The following is a 20,069-nucleotide window of genomic DNA, read 5'->3' on the forward strand; positions in this document are numbered from 1 at the left end:
CGGATAAAAAAGCATTATCCTGCCGACCTTTCGCCTGACGTTGCAAAGCGTCGGGCGATTTTGTTTGTGCAGCGTTCAAAAGCATAAGGGCTAATCTGGCATAACACTTGCTCTAACAGGCTTTAATGGTTGCTAACCTGAATTTGTGACGGATTATTGGCATGGCGAAGAAAGATAAGCCGCAAGACCCGGCAGCGGATGGCAAGTCTGGCGGTAAAATGAAGATCATTATCCTGGCTGTGGTGGCCTTGTTACTGGTGGTGAGCCTGACAATTGCCGGTACCTGGTTCTTTCTCAGCAAGCAGGACGATACGCCGGAACCCAGCGCCGAAACCAAGCAGCAAGAGGGTGCTCCAGTCAAGCAAGCCGCTATCTATGAGGAGTTGACGCCTGCGTTTGTGGTCAACTTCAGCCAGAACGGTCGCGCTCGCTACATGCAGGTCAGCGTTGCCTTGATGTCCCGTGACCAGGCCGCACTGGACGCGCTTAAAGTGCATATGCCGGTACTGCGTAACCGTCTGGTCATGTTGTTCTCTGGCCAGGATTTCAATACGTTAGTGACACCGGTCGGCAAGGAAATGCTGCGCCAGCAGGCGACTGCCAGCGTGCAGGAACTGGCGCAAAAGGAAGTTGGCAAGACAGTGGTCGAACAAGTGTTATTTACCAACCTCGTGTTGCAGTAGTCGGGAGCCATCGATGGCCGTGCAAGACCTGCTTTCCCAGGATGAAATTGATGCCTTGCTGCATGGTGTCGATGACGGAATGGTCGAAACTGAAGACGCTGGGGTTCCAGGTAGCGTCAAACAATATGACCTGACAAGCCAGGACCGTATCGTCCGTGGGCGCATGCCGACGTTGGAGATGATCAACGAGCGCTTTGCCCGGTATACCCGCATCAGCATGTTCAATCTGTTGCGCCGTTCCGCGGATGTTTCAGTTGGCGGCGTGCAGGTGATGAAATTTGGCGAGTACGTGCATTCGTTGTACGTGCCGACCAGCCTCAACCTGGTGAAGATGAAGCCCTTGCGCGGCACCAGCCTGTTTATTCTCGACGCCAAGCTGGTGTTCAAGCTGGTTGATAACTTTTTTGGCGGTGATGGTCGTCACGCCAAGATCGAGGGCCGTGAATTCACTCCCACTGAATTGCGCGTGGTGCGCATGGTGCTGGACCAGGCATTTGTCGATCTCAAGGAAGCCTGGCACGCGGTCATGGACATTAACTTCGATTACGTTAATTCCGAGGTTAACCCGGCGCTGGCCAACATCGTCAGCCCAAGTGAAGTGGTGGTTGTATCGACCTTCCACATTGAGCTGGACGGTGGCGGTGGCGACCTGCATGTGACCATGCCTTACTCGATGATCGAGCCGATTCGCGAAATGCTGGATGCCGGATTCCAGTCCGATGTCGGCGATCATGACGAGCGCTGGATCAACGCGCTGCGTGAAGACGTGCTGGATGTGCGCGTGCCCTTGTCGGCCACGGTTGCGCGTCGTCAGTTGAAGCTACGCGACATCCTGCACATGCAACCTGGTGATGTGATTCCGGTTGAGCTGCCAGACGATGTGATCATGCGCGCCAGTGGCGTGCCTTCATTCAAGGTCAAGCTGGGCGCGCACAAAGGTAATTTGGCGCTGCAGGTGCTCGACCCGATTAATCGTAGCCGCTAGCGCCACGCGCGCTTGCAGGGCTGAACAATCAAGGAGCTTCTGAATCTCGTCGCGCCAGGCAGCGCATGGGTTTATAGAAGTTCAGCAAGTATTTTACGCCATCCGAGGAAAGATCATGGCAGATGAAAACGAAGCGACTTCACCCGAGGAGCAGGCATTGGCCGATGAGTGGGCCGCTGCACTGTCCGAGTCGGGCGATGCCAATCAAGATGACATAGACGCGATGCTCGCCGGTGTTGGCGATGCTGGCAGTGACTCGGCTCCGGCGGCTTCACGAGCTGAAATGGAAGAGTTTGGCGGTGTGCCAAAAAGCAATTTGCCGGTCAACCTTGAAGGCCCGAACCTTGATGTGATCCTCGACATTCCGGTGTCGATATCCATGGAAGTGGGCAATACCGACATCACCATCCGTAACCTGCTGCAGCTTAATCAGGGCTCGGTTATCGAACTGGATCGCCTGGCAGGCGAGCCGCTGGATGTGCTGGTCAATGGCACGCTCATCGCCCATGGTGAAGTGGTTGTGGTCAACGAAAAGTTCGGCATTCGTCTGACGGACGTGATCAGCCCGAGCGAACGCATCAAGAAGCTACGTTGATATGAAAAGCCTTGCCGTGCTGCTGGCCATGCCCTTGACCGCCCTGGCTGCCGAACCTGCTGCCAAGGCGGTGACGCCGATGGCCAGCAGTGGTATCGCCGGGCAACTGAGCCAACTGCTGGTTGGCTTGCTGCTGGTTATCGGCTTGATCTTCTTGCTTGCCTGGCTGATGCGTCGGGTCCAGCAGATTACTCCGCGTGGTGGCCAGGCTATCAAGATCATTTCCAGCCAGGCCCTGAGCACGCGTGATCGTCTATTGCTGGTCCAGGTCGGTAACGAACAGGTGTTGCTGGGCCTGACGCCGGGGCGGATCACTCCTTTGCATGTGCTCAAGGAACCGGTGGACAGCAGTGAGAGCAAGCCTGCGCCAGCAGAGTTTTCCCAGCGCCTGATGGAGCTGCTGGGTAAAGATAATAAGGACAAGAGTTGATGAGCGCGATGCGCCTGTTGTTGCTTTCGTTGTTCATGCTGGCGGCGCCGATGGCACTGGGCGCGGATGACCCGCTGTCGATTTCGGCGATCACCCTGAGCACCAATGCCCAGGGGCAGCAGGAGTATTCGGTCAGCCTGCAGATCTTGCTGATCATGACGGCGCTGAGTTTTATCCCGGCGTTCCTGATGTTGATGACCAGCTTCACCCGGATCATCATTGTATTTTCGATTCTGCGCCAGGCGCTTGGCCTGCAGCAGACGCCATCGAACCAGATACTGGTCGGCCTGGCGCTGTTCTTGACCCTGTTCATCATGGCGCCAGTGTTCGACCAGATTAACAAGGATGCCTTGCAGCCCTATCTCAATGAACAGCTTCCGGCGCAGGAGGCGATACTCAAGGCCGAAGGCCCGATCAAGAATTTCATGCTGGCGCAAACCCGGGAAAGTGATCTCGAGTTGTTTATGCGCCTGTCCAAGCGCACCGACATCGCCAGCCCGGATGACGCGCCGTTGACCATCCTTGTGCCGGCCTTCGTGACTTCTGAACTGAAGACCGCATTTCAGATCGGCTTTATGATTTTTATCCCCTTCCTGATTATCGATCTGGTGGTGTCGAGTATCTTGATGGCGATGGGGATGATGATGCTCTCGCCGCTGATCATCTCGTTGCCGTTCAAGATCATGTTGTTTGTACTCATTGATGGCTGGGCGCTGATCATGGGCACACTTGCTGCCAGTTTCGGAGGTATATAGCCATGACTCCAGAGGTTGCAGTCGATCTGTTTCGAGAGGCGCTGTGGCTGACCTCGATGATTGTCGCAACTATTGTTGTGCCGAGTCTGTTGGTGGGGTTGCTGGTTGCGATGTTCCAGGCTGCCACGCAGATCAACGAACAAACCCTGAGTTTCCTGCCGCGCCTGATGGTGATCTTCCTCACGCTGATTATTACCGGCCCCTGGCTGGTGCGTGAGTTGATGGACTACACGCGCACCTTGATCATGAACATTCCCTCGCTCATTGGCTGACCATGCTTGAGCTTAGCGATGCGCAGATTGGTGGTTGGGTGGGTAGTTTTTTGCTACCACTGTTTCGTATCGCCGCGTTGCTGATGACCATGCCTATTTTCGGTACCAAGCTGGTTCCGGTGCGGGTGCGCCTGTACCTGTCGTTGGCGATCTGCCTGGTGCTGCTGCCAACGTTGCCCGCCATGCCGCAGGTGGATGCATTGAACGTGCAAACCCTGGTTCTGATTGCCCAGGAAGTCCTGATCGGGGTGATGCTGGGCTTTGTGTTGCAGCTGTTTTTCCACGCATTCGTGATCGCAGGGCAAATTGTTTCGATGCAAATGGGCCTGGGCTTCGCTTCGATGGTCGACCCCACCAACGGCATTTCAGTGCCGGTGATCGGCCAGTTCTTTACCATGTTGGTGACCTTGCTGTTCCTGGCCATGAACGGGCATCTGGTGGTGTTCGAGGTACTGGCGGAAAGCTTTGTCACCTTGCCCGTCGGTGGCGGCTTTTTGACTAACCAGTATTGGGATATCGCGACCAAGCTCGGTTGGGTATTTGGCGCGGCGCTGATCCTGGTGTTGCCGGCGATTACCGCCTTGCTGGTGATTAACCTGGCGTTCGGGGTAATGACCCGGGCCTCGCCCCAGTTCAACATCTTCACCATCGGTTTTCCGCTGACGGTGGTGCTGGGCCTGGTGATTATCTGGATCGGCCTGGCCGATATTCTGGCGCAATACGAGGTTTTCGCTCGTGAGGCGTTACTGTTCCTGCGTGAAATGGCACAGGCGAGGTGAGGTCAGTCCATGGCTGAATCTGAAAGCGGCGCCGACAAAAGCGAGGAACCCACGGAGAAACGCCTGCGTGAGTCCCGTGAAAAAGGGCAGATAGCACGCTCGCGTGAACTCAACACCCTGGCCATTATGCTGGCGGGTACAGGTGGCCTGCTGGCCAGCGGCGGCGCGCTTGGTAATGCAATGCTCAATGTCATGCGCGGCAGTTTTTCACTGCCTCGCGAAGTGATACTTGATGAACGCAATATGGGCATCTGGTTGATGGCCGCCGGTCAAGTGGCGTTCGAGGCGCTGGTGCCATTGTTCATGGCGCTGCTGATCGCTTCAATCCTTGGTCCAATCGCCCTGGGTGGCTGGTTGTTTTCGGCGCAGGCGATGGCGCCCAAGTTCAGCCGGATGAACCCGGCGGCAGGGCTCAAGCGAATGTTCTCGACCAAGGCCCTGGTTGAGCTGGTCAAGGCGCTGGCCAAGTTTGCCGTGATCCTGATCATCGCCTTGCTGGTGCTGTCGGCGGATCGCGATGCCTTGTTGGCAATTTCCCATGAGCCGCTGGAAAACGCCATCATGCATGCCTCGCAAGTGGTGGGCTGGAGTGCGTTGTGGATTGCCTGTGGCTTGATTCTGATTGCTGCGGTGGATGTGCCGTTCCAGATCTGGGACAACAAGCAAAAGCTGATGATGACCAAGCAAGAAGTGCGCGACGAGTACAAGGACAGCGAGGGCAAGCCCGAGGTCAAGCAGCGCATCCGTCAATTGCAGCGTGAGATGACCGAGCGCCGAATGATGCAGGCCGTGCCGCAGGCCGACGTGGTCATCACCAACCCCACGCATTTTGCCGTGGCGCTAAAGTACGACCCGACCAAGGGAAGTGCCCCGGTGATGTTGGCCAAGGGCGGCGATTTTACGGCGCTGAAAATTCGCGAGATCGCCCAGGAACACGATGTCATGCTCCTGGAGTCCCCGGCGCTGGCGCGGGCGGTGTTCTATTCGACGGAAATCGATCAGGAAATCCCGGCTGGCCTGTATCTGGCGGTGGCCCAGGTGTTGGCCTATGTCTATCAGTTACGCCAGTATCAGGCTGGCAAAGGCAAGCGTCCCGATAGCCTCAAGGATCTACCCATCCCGCCTGACTTGCGTCGTGACGACTGATTCCCTGCCTATTTCAGGGAATTTTGAGGCGCAGGGCAAAGTTGGACGGGATTTTGCAAAACCCCAGTGAAAGGCGCTTTCGCGTCAAAAGATTGAACCTGCTGGGGTAAAGATGTGGCGGTAGATCATTCACAGATTATCGGTAACGTGCGCAGTAATCTTTCGGGGTTGCGCCAGGGCAACCTGGGTATCCCGCTGTTGCTGCTGGTCATGCTTGGCATGGTCATGCTGCCGATCCCTCCATTTCTGCTCGACGTGCTGTTTACCTTCAGCATTGCCTTGGCGATCGTGGTGCTGCTGGTCAGTATCTATGCCTTGCGCCCGCTGGATTTTGCGGTGTTCCCAACCATCCTGCTGGCGGCCACCTTGCTGCGCCTGGCGCTAAACGTAGCCTCTACACGGGTGGTGTTGCTCCATGGCCATGATGGCCACGCGGCAGCGGGGCAGGTGATCCAGGCCTTTGGTGAGGTGGTGATTGGTGGCAACTACGTTGTAGGTATCGTGGTCTTCGCCATCTTGATGATCATCAACTTCGTGGTGGTCACCAAGGGTGCCGGGCGTATCTCGGAGGTGAGCGCGCGTTTTACCCTCGACGCCATGCCCGGTAAGCAAATGGCGATTGACGCCGATCTCAATGCCGGTCTGATTGAGCAGGCCGAAGCCAAAAAGCGCCGTTCCGAAGTGTCCCAGGAAGCGGATTTCTACGGCTCGATGGACGGTGCCAGCAAATTCGTCCGTGGTGATGCCATTGCCGGCCTGCTGATCCTCTTCATCAACCTTATTGGCGGTGTCGCCATTGGTATCTTCCAGCACGGTTTAAGCTTTGCCGATTCAGGCAAGGTCTACACCCTGTTGACCATTGGTGACGGCCTGGTTGCCCAGATTCCGTCGCTGCTGCTGTCGACTGCGGCGGCAATCATGGTGACCCGGGTTTCCAGCTCCGAAGACATGGGGGCGCAGGTCAACCGCCAGATGTTTGCCTCGCCGCGTGCGCTGGCCGTGGCTGCTGCCATCATGATTGCAATGGGGCTGGTGCCGGGGATGCCACATTTCTCCTTTATCAGTCTTGGCCTGGTGGCTGCCGGTGCGGCCTACTGGATTGCCAACAAGCAGCGCAAGGTCAAGGAGGAGGAAGTCAAGGAGGTTCAGCGCCAGCAAGAGCAGCTACCTGCCCAGCGTGCCCAGGACGTCAAGGAACTGGGTTGGGATGATGTGATGCCGGTCGACATGGTCGGGCTGGAAGTGGGGTATCGGCTGATTCCACTGGTTGATCGCAACCAGGGCGGCCAGTTGCTTGCGCGGATCAAGGGCGTACGTAAAAAACTGTCGCAGGAGATGGGTTTCCTGATGCCTTCGGTGCATATCCGCGACAACCTTGATCTACAGCCCAATGCCTATCGCCTGACCTTGATGGGCGTCAGCGTGGCGGAGGCAGAAGTCTATCCGGATCGCGAGCTTGCCATTAACCCGGGGCAGGTATTTGGCACCCTCAACGGGGTTGCCGCCAAGGATCCGGCGTTCGGTCTTGAAGCGGTCTGGATTGATGTTAACCAGCGCGACCAGGCGCAGTCGCTGGGCTATACAGTGGTCGATGCCAGTACCGTGGTTGCGACCCATCTCAACCAGGTGCTGCACAAGCACGCCCATGAGTTGCTGGGCCATGAAGAAGTCCAGCAACTCATGCAGCTGTTGGCCAAGAGCTCGCCCAAGCTGGCTGAGGAACTGGTGCCGGGGCTGGTATCGCTGTCGACCTTGCTTAAAGTGCTGCAAGCCTTGCTGCAGGAGCAGGTGCCGGTGCGTGATATCCGGACCATTGCCGAGGCCATCGCCAATGTCGCGCCAAAGAGTCAAGATCCCGCCGCTATGGTGGCGGCAGTTCGTGTTTCGCTATCCCGTGCAATAGTGCAAAGCATTGTGGGACTAGAGCCCGAGCTGCCTGTGATCACCTTGGAGCCAAGGTTGGAACAGATATTGCTAAATAGCGTACAGAAGGCCGGTCAAGGCTCCGAGGAAGGCATCTTGCTGGAGCCGGGCATGGCTGAAAAGCTGCAACGTTCCTTGATCGATGCAGCTCAGCGCCAGGAAATGCTCGGCAAGCCAGTGATTCTTCTGGTCGCCGGGCCGGTTCGGGCGATGCTCTCGCGCTTTGCACGAATGGCGGTAGCCAATGCCCATGTGTTGGCTTACCAGGAAATACCCGATAACAAGCAGGTCACCATCGTTGCGACGGTGGGTCAGAATTAAGCGGTGCTGAATCGCACAGATGTTGTCCAGCCGCCGCAAAACCGAGGTCACAGGTATGCAGGTTAAACGCTTTTTTGCTGCCGATATGCGTCAAGCCATGAAGCTGGTTCGTGAAGAGCTGGGCGCTGACGCGTCGATCATCGGTAATCGCCGTGTTGCGGGCGGCGTCGAGTTGACCGCCGCGCTGGATTACCAGGTTCCTGCGGCGCCCGCGCGCCAGCCGAACCCTGCCTTGGAAACCGAACTGCGCAAAACCCAGTCGAAAATTGCTGCGGCCCATGCTGAGTTGAGCCTGCGCGTCGAGCCTGAGGTGGCCAAGGATCTGCAGCTATTCGCTGAGCTGTCGGAGCAGGTTGAAAGCCCGCTGGATGCTGCCGTACGTGCATCTTCCAAAGCGGCGGCTGCGGCGGTTGATCAAAACACTATCGATGCCATGCGTTCTGAGTTGTCTGGGCTGCGTGAGCTGATCGAAGTCCAGCTCGGCTCGATCGCCTGGGGGCAGATGCAAACCCGTCGGCCCCAGCAAGCCAACCTGTGGCGCCGCCTGCAGCGCATGGGCTTGCCCGCGGATGTCGCCCGGCCCTTGCTGGAGCGCGTTGGCGAAATTGCCGAGCCTCGCCAGGCCTGGCGCATGTTGTTGGCACATATGGCTCACGCGATTCAGGTTCCCAAGCAGGAGCCGCTGGAAGAGGGTGGTGTTATTGCCCTGGTCGGCCCGGCTGGCATGGGCAAGACCACGACCATTGCCAAGCTGGCGGCGCGTTATGTACTGAAGTTCGGCGCGCAGAATATCGCGCTGGTCAGCCTGGATAGCTATCGCATTGGCGCTCAGGAACAACTGAAAACCCTGGGCCGCATTCTCAATGTGCCGGTGACGCTGGTTGATCCCAGTCAATCGTTGACCCAGGTCATCACCCCCTTGATGCGCAAACGTGTGGTTTTGATCGATACTGCAGGCCTGCCAGCCAACGACCCGGCGCTGCGAATGCAGCTTGAAGCCTTGTCGAGCCGCTCGATTAATGCGAAAAACTACCTGGTGATGGCCGCGACCAGTCAGAATCAGGTACTGAAATCGGCTTATCATAGTTATAAGCGCTGTGGGCTTATGGGTTGTATTCTGACTAAACTGGATGAAGCGGCAAGCATGGGTGAGGTTCTGGGGTTGGCGATGAGCCAGCGCCTGCCAGTTGCATATGTGACTGATGGTCCTCGAATTCCTGATGATCTACAGCTGCCGCGCAGTCATCAGTTGGTCAGCCGCGCAGTTGGCCTTCAAGCACAGGAAGAACCTTGCGAAGACACCATGGCTGAAGTCTTTGCGGGTCTTTACCAGCAACCGGCTAGACAGGCGAGTTGATGCGTCACCACATGATCTTTGATACAGCTTGCATGCAAGCTTGTTGTGTTCATCTTAGTCGAAGCTCAATGGACAGGATGCTTCTGACCAACGTGAACAAGGAGCGTAATTAAATGGCTATGCACCCAGTGCAAGTAATTGCAGTTACTGGCGGTAAGGGCGGCGTCGGCAAGACCAACGTGTCCGTCAACCTGGCAATGGCGCTGGCCGAGGAAGGCCGGCGCGTCATGCTGATGGATGCTGACTTGGGGCTGGCGAACATTGATGTGCTGCTGGGGCTTACACCAAAGCGCACGCTGGCAGATGTCATCAGTGGCGAATGCGACATGCGCGATGTGGTCATCCAGGGGCCATGCGGTATTCGCATTGTGCCGGCAGCTTCGGGCACGCAAAGCATGGTTCAGCTATCGCCCATGCAGCATGCCGGCCTGATCCAGGCATTTAGCGACATCAGTGAAAATATTGACGTGTTGATTGTCGATACCGCAGCCGGAATCGGCGACTCGGTTGTCAGTTTCGTACGCGCAGCGCAGGAAGTGCTGGTGGTGGTTTGCGATGAGCCAACGTCTATTACCGATGCCTATGCCCTGATCAAACTGCTTAACCGCGATTACGGCATGAACCGTTTCAGAGTGTTGGCCAATATGGCGCACACCCCGCAAGAAGGGCGAAATCTGTTCGCCAAACTGAGCAAGGTCACCGACCGTTTCCTCGATGTCGCATTGCAATACGTTGGCACCGTGCCTTATGACGAGTCGGTGCGCAAAGCCGTGCAGAAGCAACGTGCAGTTTTTGAAGCATTTCCACGTTCAAAATGCTCCATGGCGTTTCGAGCAATAGCCCAGAAGGTCTGCACCTGGCCTTTACCCGCCAATCCGCGTGGGCATCTGGAGTTTTTTGTCGAGCGTCTGGTGCAACAACCTGCTACTGATACGCCGGCATGACAGCGGCGTCTGGACTCCGAATGTATAGCAAAGCGCAAGGTAAAGACTTGCAACATCAGCTAATCGAACGGTATGCGCCATTGGTCAAGCGGATTGCCTATCACCTTTTGGCGCGCTTGCCTGCGAACGTTCAGGTCGATGATTTGATCCAGGCCGGAATGATCGGCTTGCTTGAGGCTTCGAAAAAATACGATGGCTCCAAAGGCGCCAGTTTCGAGACCTTTGCCGGTATTCGTATCCGTGGCTCAATGCTTGATGAAGTGCGTAAAGGCGATTGGGCACCGCGTTCGGTGCATCGCAATAGCCGCATGGTCAGTGATGCAATTCGATTAATTGAAGCAAAAACAGGTCGTGACGCTAAAGATCACGAAGTTGCGGCCGAACTCCAATTGAGTCTCGAAGATTACTACGGCATTCTTGGCGACACTTTGGGCAGCCGCCTGTTCAGTTTTGACGACCTGCTTGAGGACGGAGAAAATAGCGGCCTGCATGAAGATGTGAGTAGCAGTCAATCAGGCCCATCACGCGAATTCGAGGAAGAGCGCTTTCAAAAAGCGCTTGCCGATGCGATTGGCAACTTGCCGGAGCGCGAGCAATTGGTCATTTCGTTGTATTACGACGAAGAGCTCAACCTCAAGGAAATTGGTGAAGTGCTGGGCGTGAGCGAGTCTCGGGTAAGCCAGTTGCACAGCCAGTGCGCCGCACGTTTGCGTGCGCGCCTGGGCGAGTGGCGAGCTGGATAAATAGTTGGATACTGAAAACCTTGTATAGCGAGGCACGCAGGTGCCTAGCCAGGCCGGTTTCACGATTAGAGGGTGCATTCAGGCTGCTGAGTGCACTGGGGAAGGTACGGAGGTCGACTTGGACAAGAACATGAAAATCCTCATCGTTGATGACTTTTCAACGATGCGCCGCATTATCAAAAACCTCCTGCGTGATCTGGGGTTTACTAACACTGCTGAAGCCGATGATGGCACCACTGCACTGCCAATGCTGCAAAGCGGCAGTTTCGACTTTCTGGTGACTGACTGGAACATGCCGGGAATGACCGGTATTGAGCTGTTGCGCGCAGTGCGTGCGGATGAACGGCTGAAACAACTGCCGGTACTTATGGTGACCGCTGAAGCCAAGCGTGACCAGATCATTGAGGCTGCCCAGGCCGGTGTAAACGGTTACGTGGTGAAGCCTTTCACTGCTCAAGTGCTTAAAGAAAAAATAGAAAAGATATTTGAGCGTGTAAACGGCTGATGTCTGCGCTGAGGTTGTTATGGAACACGATGATTCCCAAGTGGGTGACTTTGAATCGACCCTGAAAAGTAATGCCCACCAATTGCTTGAAAGCCTTGAGCGCGGCAATTTTGGTGATGCTGTCCAGGTTATCAATGAACTGAACAAAGTGCGCGACCGTGGTCTTTATCACGAAGTCGGCAAGCTGACGCGCGAGCTGCACAGCGCAATCGTCAACTTCCAGCTTGACCCGCGCCTGCCCCATGCGACCGAAGTCTCGCAGATTACCGACGCAACCGAACGCCTCAATTACGTGGTGACAATGACCGAGGATGCGGCCAATCGCACCATGGATCTGGTCGAGCAGAGTGCGCCGCTGGTCAATGATATCCGCACCGAGGCGCAGAGCCTGAGTGCCGACTGGGGGCGTTTCATGCGCCGCGAAATGGGCGCCGAAGATTTTCGTGAGCTGGCCAAGCGAGTCGAGTTGTTCCTGGTCAATAGCGAGCGAGACAGTGGCAAGTTGTCAGGGCACTTGAACGATATTCTCCTGGCCCAGGATTACCAGGACCTGACCGGCCAGGTGATCAAGCGCGTCACCCAGTTGGTCACTGAAGTTGAAAGCAATCTGCTCAAGTTGATGCTCATGGCCACCCAGGTTGATCGCTATGCCGGCATCGAACATGACCAGGAGGCATTGCGTGCAGAAAAACAACAAGAAAAAAATCCATCTCAGGGTGAAGGTCCGCAGATTCATGCCGATAAGCTTGATGACGTCGCAGCGAGTCAAGATGACGTCGATGATCTGTTGTCCAGTCTGGGATTTTAGGAGCACGTCCATATGAGCTTCGGCGCCGATGAAGAAATTCTCCAGGATTTCCTGGTAGAGGCCGGCGAGATACTCGAACAATTGTCCGAGCAGTTGGTTGAGCTTGAGAGCCGCCCGGATGATATGAATCTGCTCAATGCGATTTTTCGGGGATTTCACACAGTTAAAGGCGGTGCCGGTTTTCTCCAGCTCAATGAGTTGGTGGAGTGCTGTCATATTGCGGAAAACGTCTTCGATATCTTGCGTAAAGGCGAACGCCGGGTCGATTCGGAGTTGATGGACGTTGTGCTTGAGGCACTGGACGCCGTCAATGGCATGTTCAGTGAAGTACGCGAAGGTGTCACGCCCACTGCCGCGACCCCGGAGCTATTGGCTGCATTGGCCCAGCTGGCTGAGCCAACGCCTGCTGCGGGCGTCGCCAGCCCAGCGCCAGTTGTTGCTGCGCCTGCTACTGCGCCGACTGCGGCAACCTCCAACGATATTACCGACAGCGAATTTGAACAGTTGCTCGACGCCCTTGACGAAACGCCACAGCAGGTCGATGCCCCGGCTGCCAGTGATGAAATCACTGACGATGAATTCGAGTCGCTACTTGATCAATTGCACGGCAAGGGCCAGTTCGCCACAGGCGAGGCTTCAACCGCGCCAGCCAAGGCCGAGGCGGCGGTTCCCGAAGCTCCGGCTGCCGAATCAGCCAGTGATGAAATCACTGACGATGAGTTCGAGGCCTTGCTCGATCAGTTGCATGGCAAAGGCCAGTTCGTAGCGCCCAAGGTGGCTGAGCCTGCCGCAGCTTCTGAGCCAGTGGAAAGCGCCTCCACGCCGGCGGTTGCCAGCGATGAAATCAGCGACGACGAATTTGAAGCCTTGCTTGATGAGCTGCACGGCAAAGGCAAGTTTAGCGAGCCAGTTGCCAAGGTTGTCGGCTCCGACGTACAGCCTGCCCAGGCAACTGCGGCAGTCGCAAAGGTTGCACCAGCCCGAGCTGCGGCAGCTGCGCCGGCTCCTGAAAAGGCGGCTCCAGCCAACGAAGTGGAAACCACGGTTCGGGTTGATACCGCGCGCCTTGATGAAATCATGAACATGGTCGGTGAGCTGGTGCTGGTGCGTAATCGCCTGGTTCGCCTGGGTGCAAGCAGCAACGATGAAGCCATGGGCAAGGCGGTATCGAACCTGGATGTGGTCACTGCTGACTTGCAGACCGCGGTGATGAAAACCCGCATGCAGCCCATCAAGAAAGTATTTGGTCGCTTTCCGCGGCTGGTTCGCGACCTGGCCCGCAACCTGAAAAAAGAAATCAGCCTGGAGTTGATCGGCGAAGAAACCGACCTGGATAAAAACCTGGTCGAGGCCCTGGCCGACCCGCTGGTGCACTTGGTGCGCAATGCGGTTGACCACGGTATCGAGTCGCCCGCTGAGCGCGAGGCGGCAGGCAAGTCGCGTGGTGGCAAGGTGGTGTTGTCGGCCGAACAGGAAGGCGATCATATCCTGTTGATGATCACCGACGACGGCAAGGGCATGGATGCCGACGTATTGCGTGCCAAGGCCGTCGAAAAGGGGTTGTTGGAAAAAGACGCGGCAGACCGGCTCAATGAATTTGAATGCTACAACCTGATCTTTGCGCCCGGTTTCTCGACTAAAACCGAGATATCCGACGTGTCCGGCCGGGGTGTCGGCATGGATGTGGTCAAGACCAAGATTTCCCAGCTCAACGGCACGGTCAACGTGTTCTCGGTCAAGGGCCAGGGCTCGAAGATCGTGATCAAGGTGCCTTTGACCCTGGCGATCATGCCAACCTTGATGGTGATGCTGGCCGACCAGGCCTTTGCTTTTCCGCTGGTCAACGTCAACGAGATCTTCCACCTCGACTTGTCGCGTACCAACATTGTTGATGGCCAGGAAGTGGTCGTGGTGCGGGAGAAGGCTTTGCCATTGTTCTACCTCAAGCGTTGGCTGGTAAAAGGCGCCGCGCATGAAGAACAACACGAAGGTCACGTTGTGATTTTGACTGTCGGCAGCCAGCGCATAGGCTTTGTGGTCGATCAGTTGGTGGGCCAGGAAGAAGTGGTGATCAAGCCGCTTGGCAAGATGCTTCAAGGCACGCCCGGCATGTCGGGTGCGACCATCACGGGGGACGGGCGTATTGCGCTGATTCTCGATGTGCCGAGCATGCTCAAACATTACGCACGCCGCATGTGACTGTCGCCCGCGCAGCCCTGTCTGCGCGGAAAAGGAGCTCTAATGGCTGTAAAAGTATTGGTAGTGGATGACTCCGGTTTTTTTCGCCGTCGAGTCTCTGAAATCCTTTCCTCGGATCCGAATATTCAAGTCATCGGCACGGCAACCAATGGCCGTGAAGCGATCGATCAGGCGCAAAACCTCAAGCCTGATGTGATCACCATGGATTACGAAATGCCGATGATGGATGGCATCACGGCAGTGCGTAATATCATGCAGCGCTGCCCAACACCGGTACTGATGTTTTCCTCGCTGACTCATGAAGGCGCTCGCGTCACGCTCGATGCGCTGGATGCGGGTGCGGTTGATTTTTTGCCAAAGAATTTTGAGGATATCTCGCGCAACCCGGACAAGGTTCGCCAGCTGCTCTGCGAGAAAGTCCACAGCATTGCACGCAGCAACAGGCGCAGCCTCAGCTCGGCACCGCCGGTTTCATCTGGGCAGGCGCCAACCACGGCTACTACAACCGCATTGCCCAGGCGTAGCAGTGCACCGCTGAGCAGCCCGGCACGTCCAGTTGTTGAACCCACACGGCCTTCCGGGTCGCATAGCCATGCAGGTACTGGTGCCGCGCCCAAGCAGCGGGCCTATAAACTGGTTGCGATCGGCACTTCAACCGGTGGTCCGGTGGCGCTGCAGCGCGTGCTCAGCCAGTTGCCTGCCAATTTTCCGGCACCGATCGTCCTGGTCCAGCACATGCCAGCGGCGTTCACCAAGGCTTTTTCCGAGCGGCTGGACAAGCTCTGCCGCATCAGTGTCAAGGAGGCCGAGGACGGCGATTTGCTGCGCCCCGGCCTGGCGTTGCTGGCCCCCGGCGGCAAGCAAATGATGATTGACGCGCGGGGTTCGGTACGGATCCTGCCGGGCGATGAGCGGCTTAACTACAAGCCCTGTGTCGACATTACCTTCGGCTCGGCGGCGCGTACCTATCATGACAAGGTGCTGGCGGTGGTACTCACCGGCATGGGCGCCGATGGCCGTGAAGGTGCGCGCCTGCTCAAGCAGAATGGCAGCCAGGTGTGGGCCCAGGATGAAGCCAGCTGCGTGATTTACGGCATGCCAATGGCAGTGGTCAAGGCCAACCTGACCGATGCCGTCTACCCGCTGGATGATATCGGCCGGCACATTACCCAGGCCTGCATCTAATGGATGTCCTGAGCCTGATTGGCATCATCCTGGCGTTTGTCGCTATTTTGGGCGGCAACTACCTTGAGGGCGGCCATGCCGCCGCGCTGCTCAATGGTCCTGCTGCGCTTATCGTGATTGGCGGAACGCTGGGCGCTGCTTTCTTGCAGGCACCGATGAGTGTCTTCAAACGCTCGCTGGTCATTGTCCGCTGGATCATCTTCCCGCCGCATATCGACTTGGCAGGCGGTATTGATCGCATCGTCAACTGGAGCCTGGTGGCGCGCAAGGAAGGTTTGCTCGGGCTTGAGTCGGTGGCTGACCTGGAGACCGACCCCTATGCCCGCAAAGGCTTGCAGTTGTTGGTCGATGGCGCCGAGCCCGAATCGATCCGCAGTGTGCTCGAGGTGGACCTGTACACCAAGGAAAGCCACGACATCCAGGCGGCCAAGGTATTCGAGAGCATGGGTGGCTATGCCCCGACCATTGGCATCATTGGTGCGGTAATGGGCTTGATCCATGTGATGGGCAACCTGGCCGATCCGAGCATGCTGGGCAGCGGGATCGCCGTCGCCTTCGTCGCGACCATCTATGGCGTGAGCTTTGCCAACCTGCTGCTGTTGCCCATCGGCAACAAGCTCAAAGCAATCGCCCAGCGCCAGACGCGTTATCGCGAAATGATCCTCGAAGGCATATTGTCGATTGCAGAGGGTGAGAATCCGCGTTCCATTGAATTGAAACTGCAAGGTTTCATGGATTAATGGAGTGAGACATGGCTCGCCGTCGCCATCAGGAAGAACACGAAAACCATGAGCGCTGGCTAGTCTCCTATGCCGACTTCATCACCTTGTTGTTTGCGTTTTTTGTGGTGATGTATTCGATCTCATCGGTCAACGAAGGCAAGTACAAGATTCTTTCGCAGACCCTTACCGGTGTGTTCAACCAGCCTGATCGATCGATCAAGCCAATTCCGGTGGGTGAAGAACGGCCAAGGACCACCGAGCCTGATCTTTCGCTGGTCGATGAAGATGTTACTCAAGCACCGCAAGACTCCCTGCAAAGTATTTCCGAGAGCATAACTGCAGCTTTTGGGGACCTGATCGCCAGTGATCAGTTGAAGGTGCGCGGCAATGAGTTATGGATTGAAATCGAGCTGAGTTCAAGTTTGCTGTTCTCCAGTGGCGACGCGCTGCCCAGCGATGCGGCCTTCGATATTGTCGAGAAGGTTGCCAAGATTTTGGCACCCTACGGCAACCCGGTTCATGTCGAGGGCTTTACCGATAATCAGCCGATTCATACGGCGCAGTTCCCGAGTAACTGGGAACTTTCCGCTGCGCGAGCCGCAAGTATTGTGCGGATGTTGGCGCTCGATGGGGTCAATCCATCGCGCATGGCTTCGGTGGGCTATGGCGAGTTTCAGCCTGTGGCCGATAATGCGACCAGTGAAGGGCGGGCGCGAAACCGCCGGGTGGTTTTGGTAATCTCGCGTAACCTCGATGTGCGCCGTGGTATCAGTGGCGTTGGCAGTTCCCGGGCACAACCTGACAATGCGTTACGCAACGCTGGCACGCAACCTGCACCATCACCGATGGTTCAGGCGTCGCAGGGCGGTGCCGTCAAATCATCGTCGCCGAATTGATCGGGCGACACTAGGTCCTGCGCAGGCAATCCCTGTGGTGGGCGGAAGAGCAGAATGAGAGTTTGGGCAGTAGCCAATCAAAAAGGTGGTGTCGGTAAGACCACTTCATCCATTGCGCTGGCAGGTCTTTTGGCCGATGCCGGCAAGCGTGTGATTGTGGTCGATCTCGACCCTCATGGCTCAATGACAAGCTATTTCGGGCACGATCCGGATAGCTTGGCGCACAGTGCATTTGATTTGTTCCTGCATCAGGGCGTGGTGCCCGAAGGGCTGCCTAAACAGTTGCTCCTGCCCACCAGCCATGAGCAGATCGCCTTGCTGCCTTCCAGTACCGCATTGGCCACGCTTGAGCGACAGTCGCCCGGCCAGAATGGGTTGGGCCTGGTTGTCTCCAAGGCGCTGGCCCAGCTGTGGGGTGAATTTGACTACGCCATTATCGACAGTCCGCCGTTGCTCGGCGTCTTGATGGTCAATGCCCTGGCCGCCAGTCAGCAATTGGTGATCCCGGTGCAGACAGAGTTTCTTGCCGTCAAAGGCCTTGAGCGCATGGTCAGCACCCTGGCGATGATCAACCGTTCACGCAAGCAGGCACTGCCTTACACCATTGTGCCAACCTTGTTTGACCGTCGTACGCAGGCTTCGATGTCGACCTTGCGCCTGTTGCGAAACACTTACCCGGATAATTTGTGGCAGGCCTATATTCCTGTCGATACCCGCCTGCGTGATGCCAGCCGGGCAGGGCAGACACCTTCGCAGTTTGATGCCAAGAGTCGCGGCACCCTGGCTTACCGAGCCTTGCTCAAGCATTTGCTGGCACACCAGTTGTCTGCGCAGGTGGCGTGATATGCCGCTATTTTTTGCAAACGGCTACCCAAGTCTGCCTGGATCGCTGCCAATAAAGGCTACAGATTCTTTTTGCGGATATTCACTATTAGCGCGCCTGCCACCACCACAGTTCCACAACTGGCGCTGCAGACCTATCTGGACAGCTTGCTTCAGGACGCGTCGTTGGAATTGGCGGCGAGCGTAAGCCTGGATGAATTCGAAGCCGCCGTGCGCGAAGAGCAGGCGCGTGACGCCAGCACTGCGCCACAACCGCTGCTGACACTGGCGCCAGAGATGCCGCCCGAGGTCGAGTCAGCCAATGAGCTGCCCGAGGCGGGGGGGCCACCCGAGGTCGAGTCAGCCAATGAGCTGCCCGAGGCGGTGGCGCCAATGGCCTTGCTCGAACTGCCCGAAGCCTTGGAGCCCGCGCCGCCAGCCCCCATCGTCGAGCCTATCGTTGAGCTGTACAAGCCGTCGTCTGCTGCTACCTTTGAGCCGGCCCTGGCGGAAGATGGACGGCCGCAGTGGGCGCAGGAACCCTTTGAGTGCCTGTTGTTCGATGTGGCCGGTTTGACGCTGGCTGTACCGCTGGTATGCCTCGGTTCGATTTATCCACTCGAAGGCCATGACCTGACGCCATTGTTCGGCCAGCCGGACTGGTTCCTCGGCATTCTGCCCTGCCAGGCGGGCAACCTTAAGGTGCTGGACACTGCGCGCTGGGTAATGCCTGACCGTTATCGCGACGATTTTCGCCAGGGCCTGCAATTTGTAATTTCGGTCCAGGGTTACGAGTGGGGGCTGGCGGTGCATCAGGTCAGCCGCTCGATTCGCCTTGATCCCAACGAAATCAAATGGCGTAGCCAGCGTTCGCAGCGACCCTGGCTGGCGGGTACGGTAATAGAACACATGTGCGCGTTGCTTGATGTCTCGGCCTTGGCTGAGTTGATCACCAGCGGCGCAGCCAAGCGGTTGGTCAATGGCCAGGTACATTAATCATTTTCGATCGGGCAACGGCTCGAAACCGATCATTCCAAGAGGCTAGGAATATGAATAAAAGCTCTGCTCAAGGTGCTGAGGATCCAATCCTGCAATGGGTAACATTCCGCCTGGATAACGAAAGTTACGGCATCAATGTCATGCAGGTGCAGGAAGTGCTGCGCTATTCGGAGATTGCACCTGTCCCGGGCGCGCCTTCCTATGTCCTGGGCATTATCAACCTGCGTGGTAACGTGGTGACGGTGATCGACACCCGCCAGCGTTTCGGCCTGGCGCCTGCGGACATTACCGATAACACCCGCGTGGTGATTATCGAAGCCGACAAGCAGGTTGTGGGCATTCTGGTCGACAGTGTTGCCGAAGTTGTTTATCTGCGACAGTCTGAGGTCGAGACGGCGCCCAATGTGGGCAATGACGAGTCCGCCAAGTTCATCCAGGGCGTATGCAACAAAAATGGCGAGTTGCTGATCCTGGTCGAGTTGGACAAGATGATGACTGAAGAAGAGTGGTCGGAGCTGGAGTCAATTTGAATGATGCTTGAAGCCGCACTGGTGGTAATGGCCCTGGTCAGTGTTGCATTGATCGGTGCTTGCGTGTGGCTGTATTCCCAGCTCAAGAGCAGTGTTGCACTTCAACAGGAGCGCGATGCCGCACGAGACCAGCGGATCAAGGATCTAAGCAAGCGCCTGGACACTTATCTCACAGGCAGTATTCGCATGGGCGAGGAGTTGCATGAGTTGCGCCAGACTGTGGCGCCGCTGCCTGACAAGGTCAGCCAGATGGAACAGCGCGATCCGGCTAATTTATCCTTCACCCAGGCGGCTCGCCTGGTAGGGCTGGGTGCCAGTGTCGATGATCTGACCCAGTCTTGCGGCCTGAGCAAGGCTGAAGCTGAACTGGTTAGCAAGCTGCATCAGGCCAAGCCGGGCCAGTTATAAACCCTTGTCTGACTCAGTGGTTGCCCTGTTTTCAAGCCTGACAAAGCAATAACAACGCCACC

At 56.9% G+C, this 20,069-nt stretch carries 22 protein-coding genes; all 22 read left to right on the forward strand.

Features of this window, described 5'->3' with window-relative positions:
• Positions 1-161 precede the first annotated feature (161 nt).
• The 22 genes from fliL to PSES9_RS0100315 all read left to right on the forward strand — a co-directional run bounded on the left by fliL (position 162) and on the right by PSES9_RS0100315 (position 20,007).
• Positions 162-683 carry a flagellar basal body-associated protein FliL gene (gene fliL / locus PSES9_RS0100210; RefSeq protein WP_010482905.1) on the forward strand — a complete coding sequence of 174 codons (522 nt, stop codon included), beginning with the start codon at positions 162-164 and terminating at the stop codon, positions 681-683.
• Positions 684-696: 13 nt separating this feature from the next.
• A complete protein-coding gene (gene fliM / locus PSES9_RS0100215) occupies positions 697-1,668 on the forward strand; it encodes a flagellar motor switch protein FliM (protein WP_010482906.1) in 972 nt (323 codons plus the stop codon).
• Between the two features lie 115 nt (positions 1,669-1,783).
• The gene (fliN, locus tag PSES9_RS0100220; RefSeq protein WP_010482907.1) at positions 1,784-2,263 is read left to right on the forward strand and encodes a flagellar motor switch protein FliN; all 480 of its coding nucleotides are present in this window, start codon (positions 1,784-1,786) and stop codon (positions 2,261-2,263) included.
• Between the two features lies 1 nt (position 2,264).
• A complete protein-coding gene (fliO, locus tag PSES9_RS0100225; RefSeq protein ID WP_010482908.1) occupies positions 2,265-2,693 on the forward strand; it encodes a flagellar biosynthetic protein FliO in 429 nt (142 codons plus the stop codon).
• Complete coding sequence (gene fliP / locus PSES9_RS0100230) at positions 2,693-3,448, forward strand: flagellar type III secretion system pore protein FliP (protein WP_010482909.1); 756 nt, start codon at positions 2,693-2,695, stop codon at positions 3,446-3,448. The genes fliO and fliP overlap by 1 nt, the downstream gene beginning before the upstream one ends.
• Before the next feature lie 2 nt (positions 3,449-3,450).
• Positions 3,451-3,720, forward strand: a complete 270-nt coding sequence (fliQ, locus tag PSES9_RS0100235; protein WP_010482910.1) for a flagellar biosynthesis protein FliQ — start codon at positions 3,451-3,453, stop codon at positions 3,718-3,720.
• Between the two features lie 2 nt (positions 3,721-3,722).
• Positions 3,723-4,499, forward strand: coding sequence for a flagellar biosynthetic protein FliR (gene fliR, locus PSES9_RS0100240; RefSeq protein WP_010482911.1), 777 nt, complete (start codon positions 3,723-3,725; stop codon positions 4,497-4,499).
• 9 nt (positions 4,500-4,508) lie between these two features.
• Positions 4,509-5,645: a flagellar biosynthesis protein FlhB gene (gene flhB / locus PSES9_RS0100245; protein WP_010482912.1), complete on the forward strand. Its 1,137-nt coding sequence runs from the start codon at positions 4,509-4,511 to the stop codon at positions 5,643-5,645.
• Between the two features lie 114 nt (positions 5,646-5,759).
• Entirely contained in the window at positions 5,760-7,889 is a 2,130-nt protein-coding gene (gene flhA, locus PSES9_RS0100250; protein WP_010482913.1) for a flagellar biosynthesis protein FlhA, read from the forward strand.
• Between the two features lie 55 nt (positions 7,890-7,944).
• Entirely contained in the window at positions 7,945-9,246 is a 1,302-nt protein-coding gene (flhF, locus tag PSES9_RS0100255) for a flagellar biosynthesis protein FlhF (RefSeq protein ID WP_010482914.1), read from the forward strand.
• Between the two features lie 113 nt (positions 9,247-9,359).
• On the forward strand, positions 9,360-10,190 hold the full coding sequence (fleN, locus tag PSES9_RS0100260) for a flagellar synthesis regulator FleN (protein ID WP_010482915.1): 831 nt from the start codon (positions 9,360-9,362) through the stop codon (positions 10,188-10,190).
• Entirely contained in the window at positions 10,187-10,933 is a 747-nt protein-coding gene (gene fliA, locus PSES9_RS0100265; RefSeq protein WP_176443247.1) for an RNA polymerase sigma factor FliA, read from the forward strand. Before fleN ends, fliA begins: the two co-directional genes overlap by 4 nt.
• Positions 10,934-11,063: 130 nt before the next feature.
• A complete protein-coding gene (locus PSES9_RS0100270; RefSeq protein WP_176443248.1) occupies positions 11,064-11,438 on the forward strand; it encodes a chemotaxis response regulator CheY in 375 nt (124 codons plus the stop codon).
• Positions 11,439-11,457: 19 nt separating this feature from the next.
• Positions 11,458-12,246, forward strand: a complete 789-nt coding sequence (locus tag PSES9_RS0100275; RefSeq protein WP_010482919.1) for a protein phosphatase CheZ — start codon at positions 11,458-11,460, stop codon at positions 12,244-12,246.
• Positions 12,247-12,258: 12 nt separating this feature from the next.
• A complete protein-coding gene (locus tag PSES9_RS0100280) occupies positions 12,259-14,445 on the forward strand; it encodes a chemotaxis protein CheA (protein ID WP_010482922.1) in 2,187 nt (728 codons plus the stop codon).
• Positions 14,446-14,487: 42 nt separating this feature from the next.
• The gene (locus PSES9_RS0100285; protein ID WP_010482924.1) at positions 14,488-15,630 is read left to right on the forward strand and encodes a protein-glutamate methylesterase/protein-glutamine glutaminase; all 1,143 of its coding nucleotides are present in this window, start codon (positions 14,488-14,490) and stop codon (positions 15,628-15,630) included.
• Positions 15,630-16,370: a flagellar motor protein gene (locus PSES9_RS0100290; RefSeq protein WP_010482926.1), complete on the forward strand. Its 741-nt coding sequence runs from the start codon at positions 15,630-15,632 to the stop codon at positions 16,368-16,370. The genes PSES9_RS0100285 and PSES9_RS0100290 overlap by 1 nt, the downstream gene beginning before the upstream one ends.
• An 11-nt stretch (positions 16,371-16,381) precedes the next feature.
• A complete protein-coding gene (gene motD, locus PSES9_RS0100295; RefSeq protein WP_010482928.1) occupies positions 16,382-17,248 on the forward strand; it encodes a flagellar motor protein MotD in 867 nt (288 codons plus the stop codon).
• Positions 17,249-17,302: 54 nt separating this feature from the next.
• Positions 17,303-18,091 carry a ParA family protein gene (locus PSES9_RS0100300; protein ID WP_010482930.1) on the forward strand — a complete coding sequence of 263 codons (789 nt, stop codon included), beginning with the start codon at positions 17,303-17,305 and terminating at the stop codon, positions 18,089-18,091.
• A gap of 72 nt (positions 18,092-18,163) precedes the next feature.
• Entirely contained in the window at positions 18,164-19,066 is a 903-nt protein-coding gene (locus tag PSES9_RS0100305) for a CheW domain-containing protein (RefSeq protein WP_010482932.1), read from the forward strand.
• A 53-nt stretch (positions 19,067-19,119) separates the two neighbouring features.
• Positions 19,120-19,599, forward strand: coding sequence for a chemotaxis protein CheW (locus tag PSES9_RS0100310; protein ID WP_010482934.1), 480 nt, complete (start codon positions 19,120-19,122; stop codon positions 19,597-19,599).
• A gap of 3 nt (positions 19,600-19,602) precedes the next feature.
• Positions 19,603-20,007 carry a DUF2802 domain-containing protein gene (locus PSES9_RS0100315; RefSeq protein ID WP_029529290.1) on the forward strand — a complete coding sequence of 135 codons (405 nt, stop codon included), beginning with the start codon at positions 19,603-19,605 and terminating at the stop codon, positions 20,005-20,007.
• The last annotated feature ends 62 nt before the right edge of the window (positions 20,008-20,069 follow it).

Source organism: Pseudomonas sp. S9, assembly GCF_000222125.1.
GTDB lineage: Bacteria > Pseudomonadota > Gammaproteobacteria > Pseudomonadales > Pseudomonadaceae > Aquipseudomonas > Aquipseudomonas segetis.